The following is a 21,170-nucleotide window of genomic DNA, read 5'->3' as shown; positions in this document are numbered from 1 at the left end:
TTAAACAAGACACAGCGTTGCCCATTGTACCGGGCCCGACCAGCCGCCTTGGTCCGAGCAATGGCCCGGCTCAGGATTGATCCGGGTCCTCTTTGCCAACGCCGCGAAAAACGAACTTGAACGGCAGGGCCCAAAGAATGCCCAGAACGATATAGACCAGAAGTTCCATCCATATCGGGGGGCGCTCCAGCCAGTTCAGAACCGTCACCACCGCCACAATGTAAAGTGGCAGGCCGATCACAAGAATAACCAACGACCAGCGCCGGCGCGCCTTATAGCTCAGACCTGTTTTCTGCTCTTTGTTCATCAATCTGCAAACGGGTCGGTCACCAGAATGGTGTCGTCCCGCTCCGGGCTGGTGGACAAAAGGGCCACAGGGCATTCGATCAGCTCTTCCACCCGGCGCACATACTTGATTGCGTTCGCGGGCAATTCGGCCCAGCTGCGCGCGCCTTCAGTGGATTCGCTCCAGCCCGGCATTTCTTCGTAGATCGGGGTGCAGCGCGCCTGTTGTTCTGCGGCAGTCGGCAGATAGTCGAGGCGCTCGCCGTCCAGTTCATAGCCTGTGCAGATCTTCAGGGTTTCGAACCCATCCAGAACGTCCAGTTTTGTCAGAGAAATACCGTTCACGCCACTGGTCGCGCAGGTCTGACGAACCAGGCACGCATCAAACCAGCCACAGCGGCGCTTTCGACCTGTCGTTGTTCCGAACTCATGCCCGCGTTCCCCAAGGCGCTGACCATCCGCATCCTCAAGTTCTGTCGGGAATGGGCCTTCGCCGACACGGGTGGTGTAGGCTTTGACAATCCCCAGTACAAAGTCGATCGATCCCGGTCCAATCCCCACCCCGGTCGCGGCCTGACCTGCGATCACGTTGGACGAGGTCACAAATGGATAGGTGCCGAAATCGATGTCCAGCAGAGCGCCTTGCGCCCCTTCGAACAGGATGCGTTTACCTGCTTTGCGTTTTTCGTTCAGCACTTTCCACACAGGCGCGGCAAACGGCAGAATCTCTTGCGCGATCTCTTTCAATTGGGCGATCAGCGCGTCGCGGTCGACCGGCTCGATTCCCAGACCCTTGCGCAGCGGGTCGTGGTGCTGCAAAGCACGGTCCACCCGAGCCTCGAGCGTGGCCTCATCCGCCAGATCCGCGACGCGAACAGAACGGCGCCCGACCTTGTCTTCATAAGCGGGTCCAATCCCACGACCTGTGGTGCCGATCTTGGTTCCCTTGCTGGCCGCCTGTTCGCGCGCACGATCCAACTCGCCGTGGATCGGCAGGATCAACGGGGTGTTCTCGGCAATCATCAGCGTATTGGGGGTGATTTCCACACCTTGTGCCTGGATGGTCGCGATTTCTTTGACCAAATGCCAGGGGTCCAACACCACGCCGTTGCCGATGACGCTCAGCTTACCGCCGCGCACGACACCGGACGGCAGAGCGTGCAGCTTGTAAACTTCGCCATCAATCACCAGCGTATGTCCGGCATTGTGCCCGCCCTGAAAACGCGCGATCACGTCCGCCCGTTCGCTGAGCCAGTCGACGATCTTGCCTTTTCCTTCGTCACCCCACTGGGCGCCGACAACAACCACGTTGGCCATATCCGGTCCTTTTGCGCTGAGTTATCAAACCCGGCTCATATAGCGGGGCGCAAACGGCAGGGAAACCGATATTTCGCCGCAGATGAAAATCGCGCGAACGCGCGATGCCTCCGGCGGGGATATTTATGGCCAGATGAAAAGCGGATCCCCTGCTTCATCTGGCTGAAAATATCCCGGGGGAATCGCACCGAACGGGCGGCGGGGGCAGAGCCCCCTGCCCGGCATCAACGCAGATGCACCGGTTGCCCATGAGGCGTCGTCAGATAAGCCTCTTCCCAGGACTCATGTAGCCCTTTTACCTCCTGAGGCGGCGCGACGCCCTGCTCGGCCAGCAACCCCTCGAGCGTTTCCAGCCATGCACGGAAATAGTCGTCGCCGCCGTCCAGCTCTCGCGCGAGCCCGTGGCGTTTCAATGTGCCCGAGAACCGTGCCGCCCAATCGGACCAATTGAACCGCCCCGCCTCGTTCAGGGCAACGGTGACGGCAAAGACCTGAGCGTGCCAGGGTTCGGCAAACACCGGTTCTGGGGCTGAATGTTCATTGCAGCCGCTCATGCCGGTTCCAGATAGCTTTGCCAGAGATCCAGAACCACTTCGTCATCCGGATGCTCCGGGCTGGTCCAAAGTTCCGAAGCGGGGAAGACCACGGCATAGATCGGTTCGGGCGCTTCGCCCAGCCCATGGGCATTGGAATCGGGCAGGACATGGATTCCGTGCAGGCGCAGTATTCGACCCTTGGCACCAGACGCATAATTCGGCAGGCGTGTGTGCCCGCCATCCACGATGCGATTTCCCGCCGGACGGGTCGTGACCACTTGTTGACCGACAGAAAACTGCACCGCCACGTTCGAAGGTCTGTCCGCTGGTCCACCTTTGGCCAGGGCGGCTGACACGGCGTCCGCCTTGAGCATCCGTTCCGCCAACGGATGCGGCCCATCCTCTCCGCCACTGCGCAAGTCATCCAGAGAAAGAACGCCGCGTTCAACCAACAGGTCAGCCAGGCCCGAAATCCATTTCTCGTAGTATGAAAACCGGGCGTAGTCCTTCGGCGACAACCGTTCCCTTGCGTGACGGGATACGTCGATATTCCACTGCCCCAGAAAGCCGGATGCAAGTGTCACCGCAAGCGCCCGCGCGTGCCAGTCTTCGGCGAAAACCGGCGCGTCCTCGGCCTCGGGATTTATCGGACCATCTCCAAAGCGGCCGCCCATATCGTGAACGCGGGTCATGAAGGGGCCTTCGGCAGGCCCGTGCCGATCATGCTGTCACGTGTCACAAGTGCGGCAAGCGCCTCCTCACTCATCCCATCAGTTCCATCGGGACGCATCGGCAGAACGAGATAGCGAACCTCGGCCGTCGAATCCCAGACCCGCACCGAAGTGTCTTCAGGCAGGGTGAGGCCGAATTCGGCCAGTACCTTGCGGGGTTCACGCACCGCTCGGGCACGGTAGGCATCAGATTTGTACCAGCCCGGCGGGATACCCAGCAACGGCCAAGGATAGCAGCTGCACAAGGTGCAGACGACCATGTTGTGCCGGGTTGGCGTGTTCTCGACAACAACCATGTGTTCACCCTGGCGACCATAATAACCAAGATCCGCGACCATCGAGGTGGCGTCTTCCAGCAGAGCGGCCTTGAAAGCTGGGTCGCTCCAGGCTTTGGCAACCACCCGCGCACCGTTCTGCGGGCCAATCTTGTTCTGATAGGTGTCGGTGATTTCGTCCAGAGCCGCCGGGTCGATTAAGCCCTTGCGGGTCAGAATCGTTTCCAGCGCTTTGACGCGCAGCGCGGGTTCGGGCGGCAAAAGGGCGTGCGGGTGGTCGTGGTCGTCATGAGGCATGGGCCGCAGCCTGCGTCACGCATCGGCGTTCTGTCCAGTCCCTTTGACGTGATATGTCATATCACGTGCGGTGATGCGAACTCCTCACTTGCCCCCGCTGGCAAACTTGCATAGATACCACGCGATACACGCCACGCTGTACAGGAACACCATGGAAAACGTCGTTCTCATCATCCACCTTCTCTTGGCCCTAGGCTTGATTGCCGTTGTTCTGATGCAGCGGTCCGAAGGCGGTGGCCTTGGCATGGGTGGCGGTGGTGGCGGAGCCATGACAGGCCGTTCAGCAGCGACGGCTTTGGGCAAACTGACCTGGATCCTCGCCGCTTGCTTCATCGTGACCTCGATCACGCTGACCATTCTGGCGGCGCAGAAATCTTCGGGCAGCTCGGTGATCGACCGTTTGGGCGTGCCGGCTCCGGCTTCAATCGAAGAAAATACTCCGGCAATTCCGTCGGCGGATGACCTTCTGCCGCCTGCACAGGGCGACAACGCGCCGCTGATCCCGCAGGCCGACTGACCTACAAAACCTAGAAACATGGAAGAGGACTGCAACAGCATCTTGCGGTTCTCTTGCGCTTTTGGCGCGAATCCTTTATACGTGAAGTCCCGTGATGCAGCGGTTTTTCGAAACCGTCGGGCAGCTGATAATGACGTCTCACGGGAGCAGCCGAAAAACTATGGCGCGTTTTATATTCATCACTGGTGGTGTGGTTTCGTCCTTGGGCAAAGGACTGGCTTCGGCGGCGTTGGGCGCCTTGTTGCAGGCCCGGGGATACTCGGTACGGCTGCGCAAGCTGGACCCCTATCTGAACGTCGATCCGGGGACGATGTCGCCGTTTGAGCACGGCGAAGTATTCGTCACCGATGACGGGGCCGAAACTGATCTGGACCTGGGCCATTACGAACGGTTCACCGGCGTGGCTGCGCGCAAGACCGACTCGGTCAGTTCGGGGCGGATCTATTCCAACGTGCTCGAAAAGGAACGCCGCGGGGACTATCTGGGTAAGACCATTCAGGTGATCCCGCACGTCACCAACGAGATCAAGGATTTCATCGCCATCGGCGAGGATGAGGTTGATTTCATGCTGTGCGAAATCGGTGGCACCGTGGGCGATATCGAGGGTCTACCGTTTTTCGAGGCGATCCGCCAGTTCAGTCAGGACAAGCCGCGCGGGCAGTGCATTTTCATGCACCTGACGCTGCTGCCTTATATCAAGGCCTCGGGCGAGCTGAAAACCAAACCGACTCAGCACTCGGTGAAGGAACTGCGCTCGATCGGTCTGGCACCCGATATTCTGGTTTGCCGCTCGGAAGGGCCGATCCCGACCAAAGAGCGCGAGAAACTGGCGCTGTTCTGCAACGTGCGCCCCGACAGTGTGATCGCAGCGCAGGACCTGAGCACCATCTATGACGCGCCGCTGGCCTATCACCGCGAAGGTCTGGATCAGGCCGTTCTGGACGCGTTCCAGATCAGCCCTGCGCCCAAACCTGATCTGGCAAAATGGGAAGACGTCAGCGACCGCATCCACAACGCCGAGGGTGAAGTGAAGGTCGCCATCGTAGGCAAGTATACGCAGCTTGAAGACGCCTATAAATCGATAGCCGAGGCGCTGACCCATGGCGGCATGGCCAACCGGGTCAAGGTCAAGGTCGAATGGGTTGACGCCGAGGTGTTCGACAACGAAGACGTCGCACCCTATCTTGAAGGTTTCCACGCCATCCTCGTCCCCGGAGGCTTTGGCGAACGTGGCACAGAGGGCAAAATCAAGGCCGCGCAATATGCGCGCGAGCACAAAGTCCCCTATCTGGGCATCTGCCTTGGGATGCAGATGGCCGTGATCGAGGCCGCCCGAAATGCGGCTGGCATCAAGGAAGCTGGTTCGGAAGAATTCGACCACGAAGCCGGGAAGAAACGTTTTGAACCTGTCGTGTACCATCTGAAGGAATGGGTGCAGGGCAATCACAAGGTCGAACGCAAGGTCGGTGACGACAAGGGCGGCACCATGCGCCTGGGCGCTTACAATGCGGTGCTGGCAGAGGGATCGAAAGTCGCTGAAGTTTATGGCGGCACACAGATCGAAGAGCGCCACCGTCACCGCTATGAAGTGGACATCAAGTACCGTGAGCAGCTTGAAAAGGCCGGGCTCAACTTCTCGGGCATGTCGCCGGACGGACGCCTGCCCGAGATCGTGGAATGGTCGGATCACCCATGGTTCATCGGCGTGCAGTACCACCCGGAACTTAAGTCCAAACCGTTCGACCCGCATCCCCTGTTCCGCGATTTCGTACGCGCTGCGAAAGACACTTCTCGCCTGGTCTGACCCTGGGCTGTGTCGGACTGTCACCCCGCGTTGTTTTGTGCGGGCTGATCTCTTAACTGTATGTGCAGGCAGAATTTCTGCTTCGCAGGCTCAATGCCGTTCAGAGTTTCAGGAGATTTCCGATGAGCAACGCAACAACGATTACCAACCTCCAGCAAGCGCTTCATATGGAGCTGACGGCGGCGCACCAGTATCAGCTGCATGCCCATGTGCTGGAGGACTGGGGGCTGGACATCCTTGCCGAAAAAATGCGCGCTGAAATGCAGGAAGAATTGGGTCACTCCGACGCGTTCATCGAGCGTATCCTGTTCCTTGGCGGCGTGCCCGAGCTTGCGTTTCAGAAAAGCCCAGTCGCCGCGGGGTCTCTGGAAGACATGTTTGCCGCGGACCTGAAGGATGAAACCGAGGCGGTCGACTTCTATACCAAGGCCGCGTTGCAGGCCGCCGAGGTCGGCGATGTCGGGTCAAGGACCCTGTTCGAACGCATCTTGCTGGAAGAAGAAGGCCATAAGGACTGGCTGGACACTCAGCTGAACCTGTTGAAGCGTTTGGGTGAGGCCAACTTCAGCGCAAAATTCGTATCCGGCGCGGCAGAAGAAGCCTGAGGCACGCACCGCCGCTTGCCCATGCACCAGCATGGCCCGGACCATCTTGCCATGGACCGGGCCATGCGGCTTCCGTCACTTCAATGTGACGCTGCCGAGCAAAAAACCTCTACTCGGTCTGCCCTCATGGGGTTAACTGTTGATCACACCACGACAGGAGAGCCCCGATGAGCGATCAATCCCAACGCGCGAAGACCTTTACCAGCCTTCACAAAAAGGGCGACCCCGTCATTCTGTTCAACATCTGGGATGCTGGCAGTGCCGGCGCGGTGCGGGATGCAGGCGCGCAAGCCATTGCAACCGGCAGTGCACCTGTTGCCATGGCACAGGGTTTTGGCGACGGTCAGAACATCCCGCTTGAGGCCGCATTGGACAATGCGCGCCGCATCGTTGCAGCGGTTGATCTTCCGGTGACACTGGATTTCGAAGGGGCATATGCCGAAGATCCACAGGGCATTGCACAAAACGTCAAGCGTGCGCTGGATTGCGGCGTGGTTGGTTTCAACTTCGAAGATCAGATCATCGGCGGTGACGGGCTGTACGATACAGCGGTTCAGGCCAAACGCGTCGAAGCCATGCGCGCGGCCTGCGAAGACGCGGGCATACCTGCCTATGTCAACGCAAGAACCGACATTTTCCTGAAAGCCCCGGCAGAAACACATGATGAGGCCATGCTGAACGACGCCATTGCGCGTGCTTCGGCCTATGAGGCTGCGGGCGCCAGCGGTTTTTTTGCTCCGGGGCTGAAAGACGAGGCGATGATCAGCCGTCTGTGCGAGCGTACGAATCTGCCGGTCAACATCATCGCCCTGCCCGGCACCCCTGGCACACCGCGTCTGGCTGAACTGGGGGTTGCGCGCGTCAGCTATGGTCCGGTTCCTTATCGTCAGATGATCAAGTGGTTAACAGATCAGGCGCACGCCGCTATTCACTACCGCAACTGATCACCCTGAAGTTGTGGGATTGCAATTGCCGCCACTTCTCACCACCCTGCTTTTGAAACTGAACAGGAGGCAAGCCTGATGAAAGGCTATTGGGTTGCACATGTCGATGTGGACGACATGGACACGTACAAGACCTACATTGCTGCAAATGCGGAACCCTTTGCAGCTTATGGTGCGCGCTTTCTGACGCGCGGAGGAAAGCGCGAAGTTAAGGAAGGCGCAGCGCGCGCCCGGACCGTCGTGATCGAATTTCCCAGCTATGAGGATGCGCTTGCCTGTTACGAAAGCGAAGCATACCAGAAAGCCAAAGCACTGCGCGCCCCGGTATCGATGGGCGATCTTGTGATCATTCAGGGCTATGACGGGTAGACTAAGCTTGGCGCACCACAAAATATGGAATAATCTATTGCCATGTTGAAAAAGTTCCTTCAGGCGCTCAGACCGCCCCAGCATGAACATCTTCCGGACCCGGATGCCGAACTTGCTCTGGGGGCGCTCATGGTGCGCGTGGCGCAGGCTGATCGGGACTACAAGCTGGAAGAGATCCGCCTGATCGACAAAATCCTGGCCCGTCTTTACCAGCACAACGCGATCGAAGCAGCCAAGGTGCGCGCCACATGCGAAAAGCTTCACGCGGCAGCACCGGATACCGATACCTTCGGCAAGCTGATCCGTGAGACCACGGATCTGAAGGAACGCCTGGCCGCTCTGGATGCGCTATGGGAAGTTGTCCTGGCAGATGGAAACACCGACGAAGGCGAGGTGAAAATCGTCGAGGAAGCCCGCGTTGCCATGGGGTTGAGCTTTAACGACAGCAAGGCTGCGCGTGAACGCGTTCAAAGCCGCTTGGATGTGAGTTAGTCGCTCGCTATATCTAACGCATGTTCAGTGAATTTCTTTCCAGGCTCACGCAGCCTCAGCCCGATCCTCTTGTCGACGATGACGCCCGCCTAGCCCTGACGGCCCTGCTGGTGCGTCTGGCACGGTCCGACAATGACTATTCCGATACCGAAATGGCCCGTATCGACCGAATTTCGGCGCAACGCTATGGCCTGTCGCCGTTCGAAAGCGCCGCCCTGCGCGCCCGCGCTGAAGATCTTGAGGCCGAGGCCCCGGACACCGTCCGCTTTACCCGAGCCATCAAAGAGGCGGTTGCCTATGAAGATCGGCTTGCGGTCGTTCAGGCACTGTGGTCCGTGGCGTTGGCCGATGGGCACCGCACAAGCGAGGAAGATTCGCTGCTGCGTCTGGTGGTCAGTCTTCTAGGCGTAAGTGACGTGGATTCCGCTTTGGCACGGCAAAAGGCTGCAAAATCGTGATTGCCATGCTGGGCATGTATGACATGCCTGCCCTGCAAGCCGCCAATGACAGGTTATGGAACCTGATTCGCGCCCAACTTGGATCAGGCCCGGAACACCTTACCCGCGACAAAGACGTGTGGACGGTCTGGCGGGACCCAAAACTGATTCTGGCACAAACCTGTGGCATGCCGTTTCGAACCCGATTGCATGGTCACGTGCAACTGGTTGGCACCCCGGACTATGGCCTGCCCGGATGTCCCCCCGGATACTATTGCTCGGTCTTTGTGTCTCGGAATGACGACGACCGGGATCTGGCGGGGCTGAGCACAGGCGTGTTCGCGTATAATGAGAGCCTGTCCCAATCCGGCTGGGCAGCCCCGATCACACATATGACCCAAGCAAACCTGCACCCCGCCGGACTGTTGGAAACCGGCGGGCATGCGCTGTCTGCCCAAGCCGTCGCAGATGGCAAAGCGGACTTTGCCGCACTGGACATGCTGACGTGGCTGATGCTGCAACAACATAGCAATTTGGGGACCAAACTGCGCGAACTGGCAAGAACGACTCCGACTCCGACCCTGCCCTACATCACATCGATGGGTCAGAATCCGCAGGTCGTTGCAGGCGCTGTTCGGGCCGCGATTGACCAGCTTTGCGACGACGATCAACGATTGCTGCATATACGCGGGTTGATCGATATTCCCGCGGCGCACTACTTGGCTGTCCCCACTCCAGCGCCCCCCAAAGACGGCGGATCAACGACTGCCCAATTTGTCGACTGATTTTGGCCAATTTGGGTGTTTCTCCGCTTGATTCTGTCATTTGCACATTGCATTGACCTTTTTTTTCGGTCCTAGTACCGGACCAACACCACCAACCACTGGACTGCCCGTGACAGAAACTGCACCCGTTATCGAAATCAAAGACCTTCACAAAAGCTTCGGAAATCTTGAAGTGTTGAAGGGGGTCGATATCACGGCACATCGCGGTGACGTGGTATCACTGATTGGGTCGTCCGGGTCCGGCAAGTCGACGCTTCTGCGATGCTGCAATCTTCTGGAAGACAGCCAGCAAGGAGAAATCCTTTTCAAGGGTGAGCCTGTGAAATGGTCCGGGGAAAGCCACGGGCGCCGCCCCGCCGACTCCAAACAGGTTCTGCGCATACGCACCAACCTGTCGATGGTGTTTCAACAGTTCAATCTTTGGGCGCATATGACCATCCTGCAAAATGTGATGGAAGCCCCCGTGACCGTTCTGGGGCGCGACAGGGCCGAGGTGGAAGAGAGCGCGCGCAAGTATCTGGATAAGGTTGGCATCGGCGACAAATGCGACGCCTATCCGGCGCAATTGTCCGGCGGGCAGCAACAGCGCGCCGCCATCGCCCGCGGCCTGTGCATGGAACCCGAAGCCCTGCTGTTTGATGAACCGACTTCGGCTTTGGACCCTGAACTGGAGCAGGAAGTGATCAAGGTGATCAAGGACCTGGCCGCCGAAGGGCGTACCATGATCATCGTGACGCATGACATGAAAATGGCCGCCGACATTTCAAGCCACGTGGTGTTCCTGCACCAGGGCCTGATCGAGGAAGAAGGCACGCCCGAAGATATCTTCACATCTCCTGAATCCGAACGGCTTCGGGGTTTTCTCTCCGCCACTCAGGCGGCTTAACTTCAAAAACAGAACCAAACTGGGGAGCAACCAATGAAAAATCTGATTCTGTCCACTGCCGCACTGGCGCTGACCGCCGGTATCGCCATGGCCGACACGGTCCGCATGGGAACCGAGGGCGCCTACCCTCCGTACAACTTCATCAATGATGCGGGCGAAATCGACGGCTTTGAGCGTGAAGTCGGCGACGAACTGTGCAAGCGCGCAAACCTGGAATGTGAATGGGTCAAGAACGACTGGGATTCGATCATTCCGAACCTGGTCTCGGGCAACTACGACACCATCATCGCGGGTATGTCGATCACCGACGAACGTGACGAAGTCATCGACTTCACCCAGAACTACTTCCCGCCTGCGGCCTCGGCCTATGTCGGTGCGTCTGCGGATGTTGATGTCACCACCGGCGTCGTTGCCGCACAGACCGCCACCATTCAAGCAGGCCACGTAGCCGAGTCGGGCGCGACTCTGGTCGAGTTTGCAACTCCGGAAGAAACCATCGCAGCCGTCCGCAACGGTGAAGCCGATGCCGTGTTTGCCGACAAGGACTTCCTGGTGCCGATCGTTGAGGAATCCGCCGGAGAGCTGGTCTTCGTGGGTGATGACGTTCCGCTGGGCGGTGGCATCGGGCTGGGCATCCGTGAGTCGGATGGCGAACTGCGCGGAAAGTTCGACGAGGCGATCACCTCAATGAAAGCGGACGGTTCGTTGAACGAACTGATCATCAAGTGGTTCGGCGAAGGCGTTCCGACCTACAACGCTGACGGTTCGGTCGTTACAAACTAATCCGTATCAAGCGGTTCGGCGCGTCCATCGCGCCGAACCCTGCCCGGTGGAATAACCGGGTACGACGCTCGAAAGACGCTTCATGTTTTCCTATTGCGCTGACCCTGACACGCTTGGAACGTTCCGCTGGTTCTCCTGCTACCTGACCAACGGCGTGCACTGGTCCTTCTACCTGTCGTTCCTCAAGGTGTTGGGATTGCTGGCGGTGACCGCGCCGGTCGCATTGGCGTTTGGTTTTGTTGGCGCAATGGCCGCCCGATCACATTTCCCGCCGCTGAGCTGGCTGGGCAAAGGGTATATTGCCATCGTGCGTGGTGTTCCGGACATCGCTTTCTTCCTGTTTTTCGTGATAGCCTTGGATCAGGCATTCGAATGGACGCGGCACAAGATATTGTGCCCCGAATGGACCGACCCGATCCGGCAGGGAAATGACTTTATCGTCTGTCAGGCGGCCAAGCTGCCATTGGGGACCGCACCGGAATGGGTGCATGAAACCTACGGCTTTTTCCTGGCCGTCGTTACCTTCTCAATTGTTTTCGGGGCGTTTGCGGCAAACGTTTTGTTTGGTGGAATGCGCGCCGTGCCCCACGCGCAGCTTGAAACCGCCGAAGCATATGGCATGTCCCGTCGTCAGACCTTCTGGCGCATCCTTGTGCCGCAGATGTGGGTCTATGCCCTGCCCGGCCTGTCGAATCTTTGGATGGTTCTCATCAAGGCCACTCCGCTGCTGTTCCTGCTGGGGATCGAAGACATCGTCTATTGGGCCCGCGAACTTGGCGGCACCAAGACGTCCAAGTTCACCCAGTATCCGCATGGCGACTGGCGCATGTGGTACTTCCTGTTCCTGCTTGTCTTCTACCTCGGCATGACGCGCGTATCTGAACTTGGGCTTGAAAAGCTGATGCGGAAACTGTCCCACGGGCAGGCCACGTCCGGCGGTGAGCTTCTGCGCAAGGAGACCACGGCATGAGCTGCTTGCAGACGATTCAAGATTACGGCCTGCGGTCCCTGGGTATCGGCGAGCGACTACTGCCCAAAAGTGACTTCACCCTGTGCGAACAGTTCACGCTGATCGGGTCGGGGATGATCTGGAATGTCTATTTCGGGATCATGGCGCTGGCGACCGGCTTTTTTCTGGCCACGGCCCTGGCCGTCGGCAAGGCGTCAGCAAACAAATGGCTTCGCAAGCCTTCGGAATGGTTCATTTTCCTGTTTCGCGGCTCGCCCTTGTTTATCCAGTTTTTCTTCGCCTATTTCCTGTTCCTGTCGCTGAAGAAATCCAACCCGATGTTCGACGCCTTCACCTCAGCCTGGCTGGGGGCGCTGATCGTGCTGTTCCTCAACACCGCAGCCTATTCGGGCGAGATCTTTTACGGAGCGCTAAGGTCCATTCCCAAGGGCGATATCGAAGCCGCAGATGCCTATGGCATGTCAGGCTGGGCCCGTTTTCGCCGGATCGTCTGGCCCACCATGTTGCGGCTTGCCTGGCCTGCCTACACAAACGAAGCGATCTTTCTTTTCCACGCAACAACGCTGGTCTTCTTTTCAGCCTTCCCGGCATGGCAGCAACGCGGAGACGCCCTGTATTACGCCAGTTACTTTGCAGACAAGACGTTCAACCCGTTCATCCCATACCCGATACTGGCGTTCTATTTCATCCTGCTGACGCTGGTGATTGTCGGGGGCTTTGGCCTGATCAATAAACGCCTGAACCGGCACCTGCCGGTCGCAAAACGGGCCAAGATGCGGTTCAAACTGAACCTGGCGCGCTGAGTTTCGGCGCGCCAGTCACGTCTGGACACCAAACCAAATCAACGCCAATCACCGCGCGCCCGCGCGCTTTACAGCACATTCAAAAGGGGAGAAGTGGTACCGCCTCCCTGGCTTGAACAGGGGACCTCTGGATCCACAATCCAGCGCTCTAACCAACTGAGCTAAGGCGGCACTCGTGAGGGGCGATGTACCGAACACGCCCGCGGAATGCAAGAGCATTAAAGCCGAATTTTCCAGCTTTGTTCGACAAGATCGACACCGAAGGAATGCACCGCTTTGCTGTCTGTCAATTCCCAGCCGGACGCCTTGTAAAGTGCGCAGGCGGCGGTATGGCTTTCGTGCGTCCACAGAACCATTTCTTTCTATCCTGCCCCGCGTGCGAAGGCAGTACATGCTTGCAGCAGGCGCTTTCCCAGCCCCAGCCCTCGTGCTTTCGGGACAAGCAGAAACAGCCGCAACTTGGCGGTATTCCGGTCAACAGCAACGCAGAAAATACTGCCCAAACGCTGCCCGTCCTGCTCGGCGATCCAGCCTCTTTCAAGCTCGGGGTCACTGTTGGCGATGAAGTCGTCAAGGATGTTGGCCACCAGGGGCGCAAAGCTGTCATCAAACCCTTCGTCGCGCGCATAAAGCAGACCGTGCTGTTCAACCAGCCACGCGGCGTCATCGGGGTGAAAGGGTCTGAGAACGGCGTCTTCCATATCTCATCTGACCGCAAAGGTGACTTGATTCTCAACCCCGTGCGCGCTAGCAGGAACGCTCAGTCTCGGAGGCACATATGGGCATCAATACCGAACGCGACATTCAGGCAAACCTGCAAATCGGTCCGACCGATCAGGGTATGGTCCGCCTGTTCATCGAAGCTGACGGCATCGAAATACCGATGGATTTTGACCCGGAAGAAGCAGAAGAAATCGCCGACGAAATTCGCGCTGCGGTACAAGCCGCCCTTGCGGTCAAAGGCTGACCTTACAGCCTGGGATCCCGAAGCGCGTGTAAACGGCGCGCGGCATCCGTTGCAAATTTCTGGATCATCTTCTTGCGCCGCGCCGGTGCGATTTTGTCCTCGGGCGCCATGCGCACGATTTCCGCATCATAGGCATCGGCGATGATCAGGCCTGTTTCATCAGGCAACAGATCGGTCGGGAATTCCGTGTCGACGGCCCAAAAGAACCGGTCACACCATTCCAAATAGCCCTGCCATTTCGAATCCGACTGATAATCGGCACGGCTGGATTTGCATTCAATCACCCACAACTCACCCTTTGGCCCCAGCCCCATCACGTCAACGCGCAACCCGCGCGCAGGCACGAATTCCTCCACGGAAACAAAGCCATGCGCCGCAAGATGCCGCGCGACCCCACGTGCCAGTCTCTGTCCAGGTTGCAGATCCAAAGTCATAGCTGAAAATGTGAACAATTAGCGAACAAAAGTAAAGTGCCTTTGCGTCTTGACATAGTACCTTTTGGTATTACATTAATATGACACCAAAAGGTACTATTTCTGGGGTTGCTTATGGAGAACCAAACTCAAAACGCGTTTCGCGCGCTGGCCGATCCCACACGCCGGAACATCGTGCGACTGCTCTCGTCACAGGACATGACGATCGGGCAGTTGACGGACCGGTTCGACATGACCCGCGCTGCGGTCAAAAAACACCTGACGATTCTGTCCGACGGTGGGTTGATCACAGTCGAAGCGCGCGGCCGGGAACGCATCAATCGACTTGAACCACAGGGTATGGCCCCAGTGCTCGACTGGCTCAGCTTTTTTGACCAGTTCTGGGACGATCGCCTCAACTCTCTCAAGGAAGCCATTGAAAGGAAACAAAATGACTGATGCCGTATTGAAGAAATCGATTTTCCTCAGGGCGGAACCGGAAACCGTTTGGGCCTATCTGACGGAACCTGAGCATTTGGCGGAATGGTTCCACAAACCTGAAAGAACACTGGCAGAAGGTCAGAAGCTTGAGATGTTCGGCACGACAAGCGGCGACTTGCTGATCTGGGGAGAGGTCCGTGTCGCCCGCCCCCCAAAATATCTTGAACACACCTTCACCGTCAAACCGATGGGAGACGCTGTAAGCGTGGTCAAATGGACATTGGAGCCGGTCTCGGGCGGCACACGTCTTGAGCTTGTGCACGAAGGATTGCCGCAAGGCGTCGCAGCATTTGATCTGATCCTGGCCCTGGACAAAGGATGGGATGAACATTTCGGCAAGTTGCGTGTGGCATTGCACGAAACTGTTGACGCCTGACCTCTTGCGCGAACCCGTCAGACACCCTACTTAAGCGCGTGGCGGGTTCTGCCCTTCTTGTGACAGGTAGCATTCTGGTGGCCTTAAGCAATTCCGAGGGGGCTGGCTCTGTTCAGGTCCTGGCCTGATTACCCGGCGCCCACCTGTACATACAGGTCCTCGGGAATCAAACCGCACGGTTGACTGGTGGTCCCGCCGCACTTTCCCTGAAATATCAGCGCCCTGCATGGGCTTCCTGTTTCACGGTTGCCGGCTCGAAGCTGTGTGCTACCGGTGTTCCCCGACGCGGCCCCTGCGGCTTTTCCGCCATGCTCATGATCTTGTACGCGAACTGAACGCCGGCAAAGACGATGCCGTTCATGAACCAGATCATCACCAACGCGATCAGGCCGATTTCCGACCCGGTGATCAGATGGCGAAGGTTCGCGACGTTCAGCGCCAAGAGCACCCCGACAAACACGGCCGAAATGACAAAACCCCAGGCAACTTGCGTAATATACAGGCGGATCAGTTTGGGCATGGCGAACCTCCTTGCGCTTCGACAACAATGCTAGCGCATGTCTGGTTCAGGTAAACGTGTCAGAACGCCTCGGGCTGGGCCTCGCGCGCCATGTGATCCAGCACGGCATTGACGAATTTTGGTTCTTTACCTTCTGGAAAAAAGGCGCGCGCCACATCGACAAACTCGGTGATCACCACTTTGGGCGGTGTGCCGCTTTGGGTCAGTTCCGCACCCGCCGCGCGAAACAGCGCGCGCAGAGTCGGGTCGATGCGCGCGATCGGCCATTTCGCCACCAGCGCGCGGTCGGTCATCTGGTCGATCGGCGCCTGATAGTTCACGGCGTCATCCACCAGCTTGCGGAACAGCGTGCTGTCGCCCTCAAGCATCTCGTCGCCCTCGTAGACCGCGCCGAACCGGTGGTCTAGAAACTCGTTGACCACCTGCTCGGTCGTCTGGCCCGACTGTTCCATCTGGAACAGCGCCTGCACGGCATAAAGCCGTGCGGCGGATTTCATCAGGCGTTTCCGGTTTGCCGGTTTCGGCGTGTCTGTCTGGGTCATGCTGTCGTTGATCCGTTGCTGTCGCCCGCCACCAGGATGGACTCGGACGGCGGCTTGAATCCGACGCCCTTTTTCGAAGCGCCCCACTTACGGCTGAGCGCGATCAGATGCAAGGCCGCAGCGGCCGCGCCACCCCCTTTATTCATCTTTTCGGGGTTGGCGCGGATTTCGGCCTGCTCGTCATTCTCGACCGTCAGGATGCCGTTGCCGATGCACAGCCCCTGTAGGCCCAGCAGCTGGATCGCGCGGCTGGAGTCGTTGCAGACGGTTTCGTAATGCGTGGTCTCACCGCGGATGACGCAGCCAAGCGCGACATAGCCGTCAAAGTTGCACTGTCGGTCGGCCATGGCGATGGCCGTGGGAATTTCCAGCGCGCCGGGCACTTCGACCACTTCGCAGGTGCCGCCAGCCGCTTCGATCTCGGCCGTGGCACCCGCAATCAGGTTGTCGGCGATCGAGCGGTAGAACGGAGCGGCCACGATCAGCAGTTTCACCGGCTTGTCGAAGCTGGGTGTCGGCAGAATTCCGTGTTTGTCTTGTTCAGCCATGTTCAGTCTTCCTTCAGAATCGAGCGGGTGCCGACGATGGACAGGCCAAACGCGTCCAGCCCAAGATACACCGTTTCAGGAGAGTCGGTCAGAAGCACCAGTTCCTGAATCCCCATCTTGGACAGGATCTGCGCCCCCAGACCGGTTTGCTTGATGGTGCGCGGGCCTTCATCTTCGACCGCATACAACGAGTTGCGCGGCTGGCGGAACAGGCAGACCACTCCGCGGCCCTCTTCGGCGATCTTTTCCATTGCGCGCGGCAACTCGCGGGATGATTTCGGACCAAGCCCCAGGATATCCGGCGCTTCGTGCAGGGCGTGCGTGCGCGTCAGAACCGGCTCGGGCGTGGTGATGTCACCTTTGATCATGACAACATGTTCAATGCCGTGGGTCTGATCGGTGAAAATCCGCATTTCCCACTCACCGCCGTATTCCGAGGTGACTGTTTGACGAGAAGTCTCAACAACCAGATTGTCATTGCGCGCCCGATAGCTGATCAGGTCGCTGATCGTGCCGATTTTCATGTTGTGCTTTTTGGCGAACTCGACCAGATCCGGCAGGCGCGCCATGGTTCCGTCTTCATTCATGATCTCGCAGATCACGCCTGACGGGTTCAGCCCGGCAAGACGCGAGATATCCACGGCGGCCTCGGTATGGCCTGCGCGCACCAGCACCCCGCCCCGCTTTGCCCGCAACGGGAAGACATGGCCCGGGGTGGCGATATGCGCCATCGTGTTCTGTTCGTTGATTGCGGTCGCCACGGTCAGCGCCCGGTCGGCGGCTGAAATCCCGGTGCTGACACCTTCGCGCGCCTCAATCGAAACCGTAAAGGCCGTCTCGTGGCGGGATGAGTTGTTCACGGCCATCATCGGCAGCCCCAGCGCATCTATCCGTTCCGCCGTCATCGGCAAACAGATCAGACCGCGCCCGTGGGTGGCCATGAAGTTGATCGCCTCGGCATCCGCAAACTCGGCCGGGATCACCAGATCGCCTTCGTTCTCGCGATCTTCGTGATCGACCAGAATGTACATCCGGCCGGCGCGCGCCTCTTCGATGATTTCTTCGATCGGGCTGATCGCGTCACGCAACTGGGCCTCGACCGGTCCGGGGGTTTCAAAGCTCATGGGGCAGCCTTTCACATGGCAGGTTTGCTCGGCGGAATAGACCACTGAGGGCGCAAAGACCAGTCCACAAACGGCGCTGGGGTTTTCCGACGCGACGTATCAGGACATCTCGGACAGGCGCGCGACGTACCGGGCCAGCGTATCGATCTCAAGATTGACGCGATCGCCCACACCCACATCGCCCCAGGTCGTGACTTCCTTGGTGTGAGGGATGAAATTGATGCCAAACTCGCAATCATTCACGTCATTGACCGTCAGCGATGTCCCGTTCAGCGCAACCGACCCTTTGGGCGCTATGAACCGGGCCAGTTCCTTCGGTGCGCGCAAGGTGACACGCGTGCTGTCGCCTTCATCCTCGACCGCGACCACTTCGGCCACGCCATCCACATGACCCGAAACAATGTGACCGCCCAGTTCATCGCCGACTTTCAGCGCACGTTCCAGATTGACACGCTTGCCGACGGCCCATGTATCAAGGTTGGTCTTCGAAACCGTCTCGGCGCTGATCTGAACATCATACCAATCGTCGCCCAGCGCGATCACCGTCAGACACACACCATCACTGGCAATCGAGGCTCCGATATCGATACCGGCCGTGTCATAGGCCGTCTTGATCCGGGCGCGCAGATCCCCCTGCTGTTCCAGCTCGGTGACGGTGCCGATGTCGGTGACGATCCCTGTGAACATTCCGTTAACCCTCAGTTCCTAACCTGTGCCTACTTTTCAAAGTCGAGGTAAGCCCAATGGGCCGCGCGGGCAAGCCCCGCCTTGCCGTACAAGGCCCAAACGGGCATAGTTTCGGCAACAAATACCAATAGAGCAGTCCAGATGCCGCAAATGCCTTCAGGCTCAGACAAACGGGTCTTCCTGTTTCTTCAGGGACCTCACGGGCCGTTTTTCTCAACACTCGGGCAGATGTTGCGCGCCACGGGGGCACAGGTCTGGCGGGTTGGGTTCAATGCGGGCGATCAGGCGTTCTGGTTCGACAAGGCAAGTTTCATCGCATTCCGGAACACGCCCGGCGATTGGCCCGAGACATTGAACAGGTTGATTGCCGACAAGGGCGTCACGGATATCGTTCTTTATGGCGACACGAGACCGGTCCACGCCCGCGCAGTTGAGATTGCGAAGTCTCAAGGGCTGACAATTCACGTTTTCGAAGAAGGTTACCTGCGGCCTTGGTGGGTTACGTACGAGCGGAACGGGTCAAACGGGCACTCGCGCCTGATGTCACTGAATGTCGACCAGATGCGGCAGGCTCTGGCCCGGTCGGACAGCAAAACGCCCCCGCCACCATCGCATTGGGGGGATATGCGGCAACACATATTCTACGGCGCCCTCTATCATTGGTTCGTCATGTTCCTGAACAAGGGATACCGCAATTTCCGGCCTCATCGTGATCTGTCGGTTTCACAGGAATTCCGGTTGTATTTCAAACGCCTGATGCTGATGCCTGTTCATCGCCTGCAACGCAGCATTGCCACGGCGCGCGTCAGATGGGGGGGCTTCCCCTATCACCTCGTGTTGCTGCAACTGGGGCATGACAGTTCGGTTCAGGCCCATTCCGAATTCTCTTGCATGTCCGATTTTCTGGAACTGGTCATCGCAGGATTCGCGCAAGGCGCACCGGCGCATCACAAGCTGGTCGTGAAAGAGCACCCTTTGGAAAACCACCGTGAACCATTGCACCTGCGCGCCATTGAGATTGCCAGGAAACACGGGGTGCAGAACCGTGTTTACTATGTCCCCGGCGGAAAGCTGGCAGGTTTGCTGGATGAGGCAAATTCGGCCGTCACCGTGAATTCCACTGCGGGGCAGCAGGTCTTGTGGCGGGGTATTCCGCTGCGTATTTTCGGACGTTCGGTTTATGACAAGACCGACTTCGTATCACAGCAGTCGATCGCCGCATTTTTTGCTGAACCAGACGCGCCGGATGTCGACGCCTATCGCTGTTACCGGCAATTCCTGCTGGAAACCAGCCAGGTTCCGGGCGGGTATTATTCCCGGCGCGGCAGGCGGCAGTTGCTGCGCCGCGCTGTGGACATGATGCTCAGCAGCAGTGACCCTTATCAGGCCCTTCTGAACAAGAACGAGGCACCGACGCCACAGTTGAAAATCGTCGAGCAATTCGGGCGCCCTGTGACTGGAAGTTGAGCTGCTTACCGGCTAATCTTCCCGCAACAACAAAAGACTGAGGATATCCGGCAGTGCAATTCTCTCCTAAGCGATGGATGCGGGGGGTTTCCCTTGTGGCCGCAATCGGCTTGATGGCGGCCTGCCAACTTCCGAAATCCGGGCCGAACAAGACCGAAATTCTGGCGGGCGCAGTCCAGAATGGCGGCAACGCGTTTGTCGTCGAAGTCGATGACCGCGTGACACGCCTTGCATCCGCCGTGCCTCAGTTTGGCTTTTCGTCCTCGTTCAGCAGCGCCCAGGCCTTGACCGCCGACACTGTCCGCCCTGGTGACGTGCTCGGCCTGACCATATGGGAAAACGTGGACGATGGGTTGCTGTCCGGCGAAACCGGTGCGGCGACCATTCTGGACGAAGTTCAGGTCGACAGCGATGGTTTCATTTTCGTCCCCTATGCGGGTCGGATTCGGGCCGCGGGCAACACCCCCGAACAGCTTCGCGTTTTGATCACGAACAAGCTGCGGGAACAGACACCCGACCCACAGATCGAAGTGCGGCGCGTTGCGGGTGACGGTTCCACCGTCTCGCTGACGGGTACAGTCGCAACCCCCGGCATCTATCCTATCGAACGCCCAACCCGTTCCCTGCTTGGCATGCTGTCCAAGGCGGGCGGGGTCTCAGTAGCGTCGGATATCGCGCTGGTGACACTGATCCGAGGGGATCAAAAGGGCACCGTCTGGTACGAAGATCTGTTCCGCAACCCGAAACTGGACGTCGCTTTGCGTGGCGGCGACCGCATTTTGGTGGAAGAAGACAGCAGATCATACATAGCTCTCGGCGCGACCGGGGGTCAGTCTCGCGTGGCCTTTGACAGTCAGGACCTTACTGCGTTGGAAGCTTTGGCTCAGGTCGGTGGTCTGCTAACGCTGTCCTCTGATCCAACCGGCATTTTCATTCTGCGAAAAGAGCGCCAGGACATCGCGCGCAGCATCACGGGACGCGCCGACCTTAAGGGGGATCAACGCATGATCTACCTGCTGAACCTGACGGCCCCCAACGGCCTGTTCATCGCGCGGGATTTCGTGATCCGCGACGATGATACGATTTATGTGACCGAAGCACCCTATGCACAGTGGAGCAAATCGATCTCGCTGATCGCTGGTGGTCTGACCCCCATCGCAAACGTCGCCACGCTGACCGGCAACTGATG

Annotated in this window: 28 protein-coding genes, 1 tRNA gene and 1 pseudogene; 17 read left to right on the top strand and 13 right to left on the bottom strand. The window is 58.6% G+C overall.

Going from position 1 to position 21,170, the window contains the following annotated elements:
* Positions 1-70: 70 nt before the first annotated feature.
* The 5 genes from GOW31_RS12880 to nthA all read right to left on the bottom strand — a co-directional run bounded on the left by GOW31_RS12880 (position 71) and on the right by nthA (position 3,441).
* The gene (locus tag GOW31_RS12880; RefSeq protein WP_152457580.1) at positions 71-307 is read right to left on the bottom strand and encodes a DUF2842 domain-containing protein; all 237 of its coding nucleotides are present in this window, start codon (positions 305-307) and stop codon (positions 71-73) included.
* Positions 307-1,602 (bottom strand): adenylosuccinate synthase, encoded by a 1,296-nt coding sequence (locus GOW31_RS12875; RefSeq protein ID WP_171170571.1) that lies wholly within the window; start codon positions 1,600-1,602, stop codon positions 307-309. Before GOW31_RS12875 ends, GOW31_RS12880 begins: the two co-directional genes overlap by 1 nt.
* 224 nt (positions 1,603-1,826) lie before the next feature.
* On the bottom strand, positions 1,827-2,156 hold the full coding sequence (locus GOW31_RS12870; RefSeq protein WP_171170569.1) for a nitrile hydratase accessory protein: 330 nt from the start codon (positions 2,154-2,156) through the stop codon (positions 1,827-1,829).
* Positions 2,153-2,830 carry a nitrile hydratase subunit beta gene (nthB, locus tag GOW31_RS12865; RefSeq protein ID WP_171170567.1) on the bottom strand — a complete coding sequence of 226 codons (678 nt, stop codon included), beginning with the start codon at positions 2,828-2,830 and terminating at the stop codon, positions 2,153-2,155. The genes GOW31_RS12870 and nthB overlap by 4 nt, the downstream gene beginning before the upstream one ends.
* Positions 2,827-3,441 (bottom strand): nitrile hydratase subunit alpha, encoded by a 615-nt coding sequence (gene nthA, locus GOW31_RS12860; RefSeq protein WP_171170565.1) that lies wholly within the window; start codon positions 3,439-3,441, stop codon positions 2,827-2,829. Before nthA ends, nthB begins: the two co-directional genes overlap by 4 nt.
* A gap of 151 nt (positions 3,442-3,592) precedes the next feature.
* On the opposite strand from nthA, the gene secG reads away from it, so the two are divergent.
* The 12 genes from secG to GOW31_RS12800 all read left to right on the top strand — a co-directional run bounded on the left by secG (position 3,593) and on the right by GOW31_RS12800 (position 12,836).
* Positions 3,593-3,958, top strand: a complete 366-nt coding sequence (secG, locus tag GOW31_RS12855) for a preprotein translocase subunit SecG (protein ID WP_171170563.1) — start codon at positions 3,593-3,595, stop codon at positions 3,956-3,958.
* 160 nt (positions 3,959-4,118) lie between these two features.
* The gene (locus GOW31_RS12850) at positions 4,119-5,762 is read left to right on the top strand and encodes a CTP synthase (protein ID WP_152457574.1); all 1,644 of its coding nucleotides are present in this window, start codon (positions 4,119-4,121) and stop codon (positions 5,760-5,762) included.
* 122 nt (positions 5,763-5,884) lie between these two features.
* On the top strand, positions 5,885-6,367 hold the full coding sequence (locus GOW31_RS12845) for a bacterioferritin (RefSeq protein ID WP_152457573.1): 483 nt from the start codon (positions 5,885-5,887) through the stop codon (positions 6,365-6,367).
* Between the two features lie 167 nt (positions 6,368-6,534).
* Positions 6,535-7,311, top strand: a complete 777-nt coding sequence (locus tag GOW31_RS12840; RefSeq protein ID WP_171170561.1) for an isocitrate lyase/phosphoenolpyruvate mutase family protein — start codon at positions 6,535-6,537, stop codon at positions 7,309-7,311.
* A 75-nt stretch (positions 7,312-7,386) separates the two neighbouring features.
* Entirely contained in the window at positions 7,387-7,680 is a 294-nt protein-coding gene (locus GOW31_RS12835) for a DUF1330 domain-containing protein (protein WP_152457571.1), read from the top strand.
* A gap of 42 nt (positions 7,681-7,722) precedes the next feature.
* Positions 7,723-8,172: a TerB family tellurite resistance protein gene (locus GOW31_RS12830; protein WP_152457570.1), complete on the top strand. Its 450-nt coding sequence runs from the start codon at positions 7,723-7,725 to the stop codon at positions 8,170-8,172.
* A gap of 20 nt (positions 8,173-8,192) precedes the next feature.
* Positions 8,193-8,630, top strand: a complete 438-nt coding sequence (locus GOW31_RS12825; RefSeq protein WP_171119546.1) for a TerB family tellurite resistance protein — start codon at positions 8,193-8,195, stop codon at positions 8,628-8,630.
* A 5-nt stretch (positions 8,631-8,635) separates the two neighbouring features.
* Positions 8,636-9,394: a phosphate/phosphite/phosphonate ABC transporter substrate-binding protein gene (locus tag GOW31_RS12820; protein ID WP_174831921.1), complete on the top strand. Its 759-nt coding sequence runs from the start codon at positions 8,636-8,638 to the stop codon at positions 9,392-9,394.
* A 109-nt stretch (positions 9,395-9,503) separates the two neighbouring features.
* Positions 9,504-10,280 (top strand): ABC transporter ATP-binding protein, encoded by a 777-nt coding sequence (locus tag GOW31_RS12815; RefSeq protein WP_152457567.1) that lies wholly within the window; start codon positions 9,504-9,506, stop codon positions 10,278-10,280.
* A gap of 33 nt (positions 10,281-10,313) precedes the next feature.
* Positions 10,314-11,063 (top strand): transporter substrate-binding domain-containing protein, encoded by a 750-nt coding sequence (locus GOW31_RS12810; RefSeq protein WP_171170557.1) that lies wholly within the window; start codon positions 10,314-10,316, stop codon positions 11,061-11,063.
* An 82-nt stretch (positions 11,064-11,145) separates the two neighbouring features.
* On the top strand, positions 11,146-12,033 hold the full coding sequence (locus GOW31_RS12805; protein WP_171170555.1) for an ABC transporter permease: 888 nt from the start codon (positions 11,146-11,148) through the stop codon (positions 12,031-12,033).
* A complete protein-coding gene (locus tag GOW31_RS12800) occupies positions 12,030-12,836 on the top strand; it encodes an ABC transporter permease (RefSeq protein ID WP_152457564.1) in 807 nt (268 codons plus the stop codon). Before GOW31_RS12805 ends, GOW31_RS12800 begins: the two co-directional genes overlap by 4 nt.
* 94 nt (positions 12,837-12,930) lie before the next feature.
* On the opposite strand, the gene GOW31_RS12795 is transcribed toward GOW31_RS12800, so the two are convergent.
* Together GOW31_RS12795 and GOW31_RS12790 are read right to left on the bottom strand one after the other, a co-directional pair.
* A tRNA-His gene (locus GOW31_RS12795) sits at positions 12,931-13,007 on the bottom strand.
* 47 nt (positions 13,008-13,054) lie between these two features.
* Positions 13,055-13,537 (bottom strand): annotated as a pseudogene (locus GOW31_RS12790) (N-acetyltransferase family protein).
* 77 nt (positions 13,538-13,614) lie between these two features.
* Between GOW31_RS12790 and GOW31_RS12785 the strand changes: the two are divergent.
* Positions 13,615-13,803: a DUF6324 family protein gene (locus tag GOW31_RS12785; RefSeq protein WP_152457562.1), complete on the top strand. Its 189-nt coding sequence runs from the start codon at positions 13,615-13,617 to the stop codon at positions 13,801-13,803.
* Positions 13,804-13,805: 2 nt separating this feature from the next.
* Here GOW31_RS12785 and GOW31_RS12780 read toward each other — a convergent pair whose 3' ends face one another.
* Positions 13,806-14,237: an MmcB family DNA repair protein gene (locus GOW31_RS12780; RefSeq protein WP_152457561.1), complete on the bottom strand. Its 432-nt coding sequence runs from the start codon at positions 14,235-14,237 to the stop codon at positions 13,806-13,808.
* A gap of 114 nt (positions 14,238-14,351) precedes the next feature.
* On the opposite strand from GOW31_RS12780, the gene GOW31_RS12775 reads away from it, so the two are divergent.
* Positions 14,352-14,675, top strand: a complete 324-nt coding sequence (locus GOW31_RS12775) for a helix-turn-helix transcriptional regulator (protein ID WP_171170552.1) — start codon at positions 14,352-14,354, stop codon at positions 14,673-14,675.
* Positions 14,668-15,093, top strand: a complete 426-nt coding sequence (locus tag GOW31_RS12770) for an SRPBCC domain-containing protein (protein WP_171170550.1) — start codon at positions 14,668-14,670, stop codon at positions 15,091-15,093. Before GOW31_RS12775 ends, GOW31_RS12770 begins: the two co-directional genes overlap by 8 nt.
* Positions 15,094-15,307: 214 nt before the next feature.
* Here the strand turns inward: GOW31_RS12770 and GOW31_RS12765 are convergent, their stop codons facing one another.
* From GOW31_RS12765 to GOW31_RS12745, 5 genes are all read right to left on the bottom strand, one after another.
* Positions 15,308-15,613 carry a hypothetical protein gene (locus tag GOW31_RS12765; protein WP_171170548.1) on the bottom strand — a complete coding sequence of 102 codons (306 nt, stop codon included), beginning with the start codon at positions 15,611-15,613 and terminating at the stop codon, positions 15,308-15,310.
* A 59-nt stretch (positions 15,614-15,672) separates the two neighbouring features.
* A complete protein-coding gene (nusB, locus tag GOW31_RS12760) occupies positions 15,673-16,155 on the bottom strand; it encodes a transcription antitermination factor NusB (protein WP_171119535.1) in 483 nt (160 codons plus the stop codon).
* Positions 16,152-16,703 (bottom strand): 6,7-dimethyl-8-ribityllumazine synthase, encoded by a 552-nt coding sequence (locus GOW31_RS12755; protein WP_171119534.1) that lies wholly within the window; start codon positions 16,701-16,703, stop codon positions 16,152-16,154. The genes nusB and GOW31_RS12755 overlap by 4 nt, the downstream gene beginning before the upstream one ends.
* 2 nt (positions 16,704-16,705) lie before the next feature.
* Positions 16,706-17,827, bottom strand: coding sequence for a 3,4-dihydroxy-2-butanone-4-phosphate synthase (gene ribB / locus GOW31_RS12750; protein WP_171119533.1), 1,122 nt, complete (start codon positions 17,825-17,827; stop codon positions 16,706-16,708).
* 99 nt (positions 17,828-17,926) lie between these two features.
* Complete coding sequence (locus tag GOW31_RS12745; protein WP_171170546.1) at positions 17,927-18,514, bottom strand: riboflavin synthase; 588 nt, start codon at positions 18,512-18,514, stop codon at positions 17,927-17,929.
* Between the two features lie 150 nt (positions 18,515-18,664).
* Here GOW31_RS12745 and GOW31_RS12740 point away from each other — a divergent pair, with 150 nt between their 5' ends.
* Both GOW31_RS12740 and GOW31_RS12735 read left to right on the top strand, forming a co-directional pair.
* Positions 18,665-19,981, top strand: coding sequence for a capsule biosynthesis protein (locus GOW31_RS12740; RefSeq protein WP_371813762.1), 1,317 nt, complete (start codon positions 18,665-18,667; stop codon positions 19,979-19,981).
* Between the two features lie 77 nt (positions 19,982-20,058).
* A complete protein-coding gene (locus tag GOW31_RS12735; RefSeq protein WP_171170542.1) occupies positions 20,059-21,168 on the top strand; it encodes a polysaccharide biosynthesis/export family protein in 1,110 nt (369 codons plus the stop codon).
* The last annotated feature ends 2 nt before the right edge of the window (positions 21,169-21,170 follow it).

The sequence above is a fragment of the Ruegeria sp. HKCCA0370 genome (genome assembly GCF_013033705.1).
In the GTDB taxonomy this organism is placed as follows: domain Bacteria; phylum Pseudomonadota; class Alphaproteobacteria; order Rhodobacterales; family Rhodobacteraceae; genus Ruegeria.
This window is presented reverse-complemented; position numbering and strand designations above follow the sequence as displayed.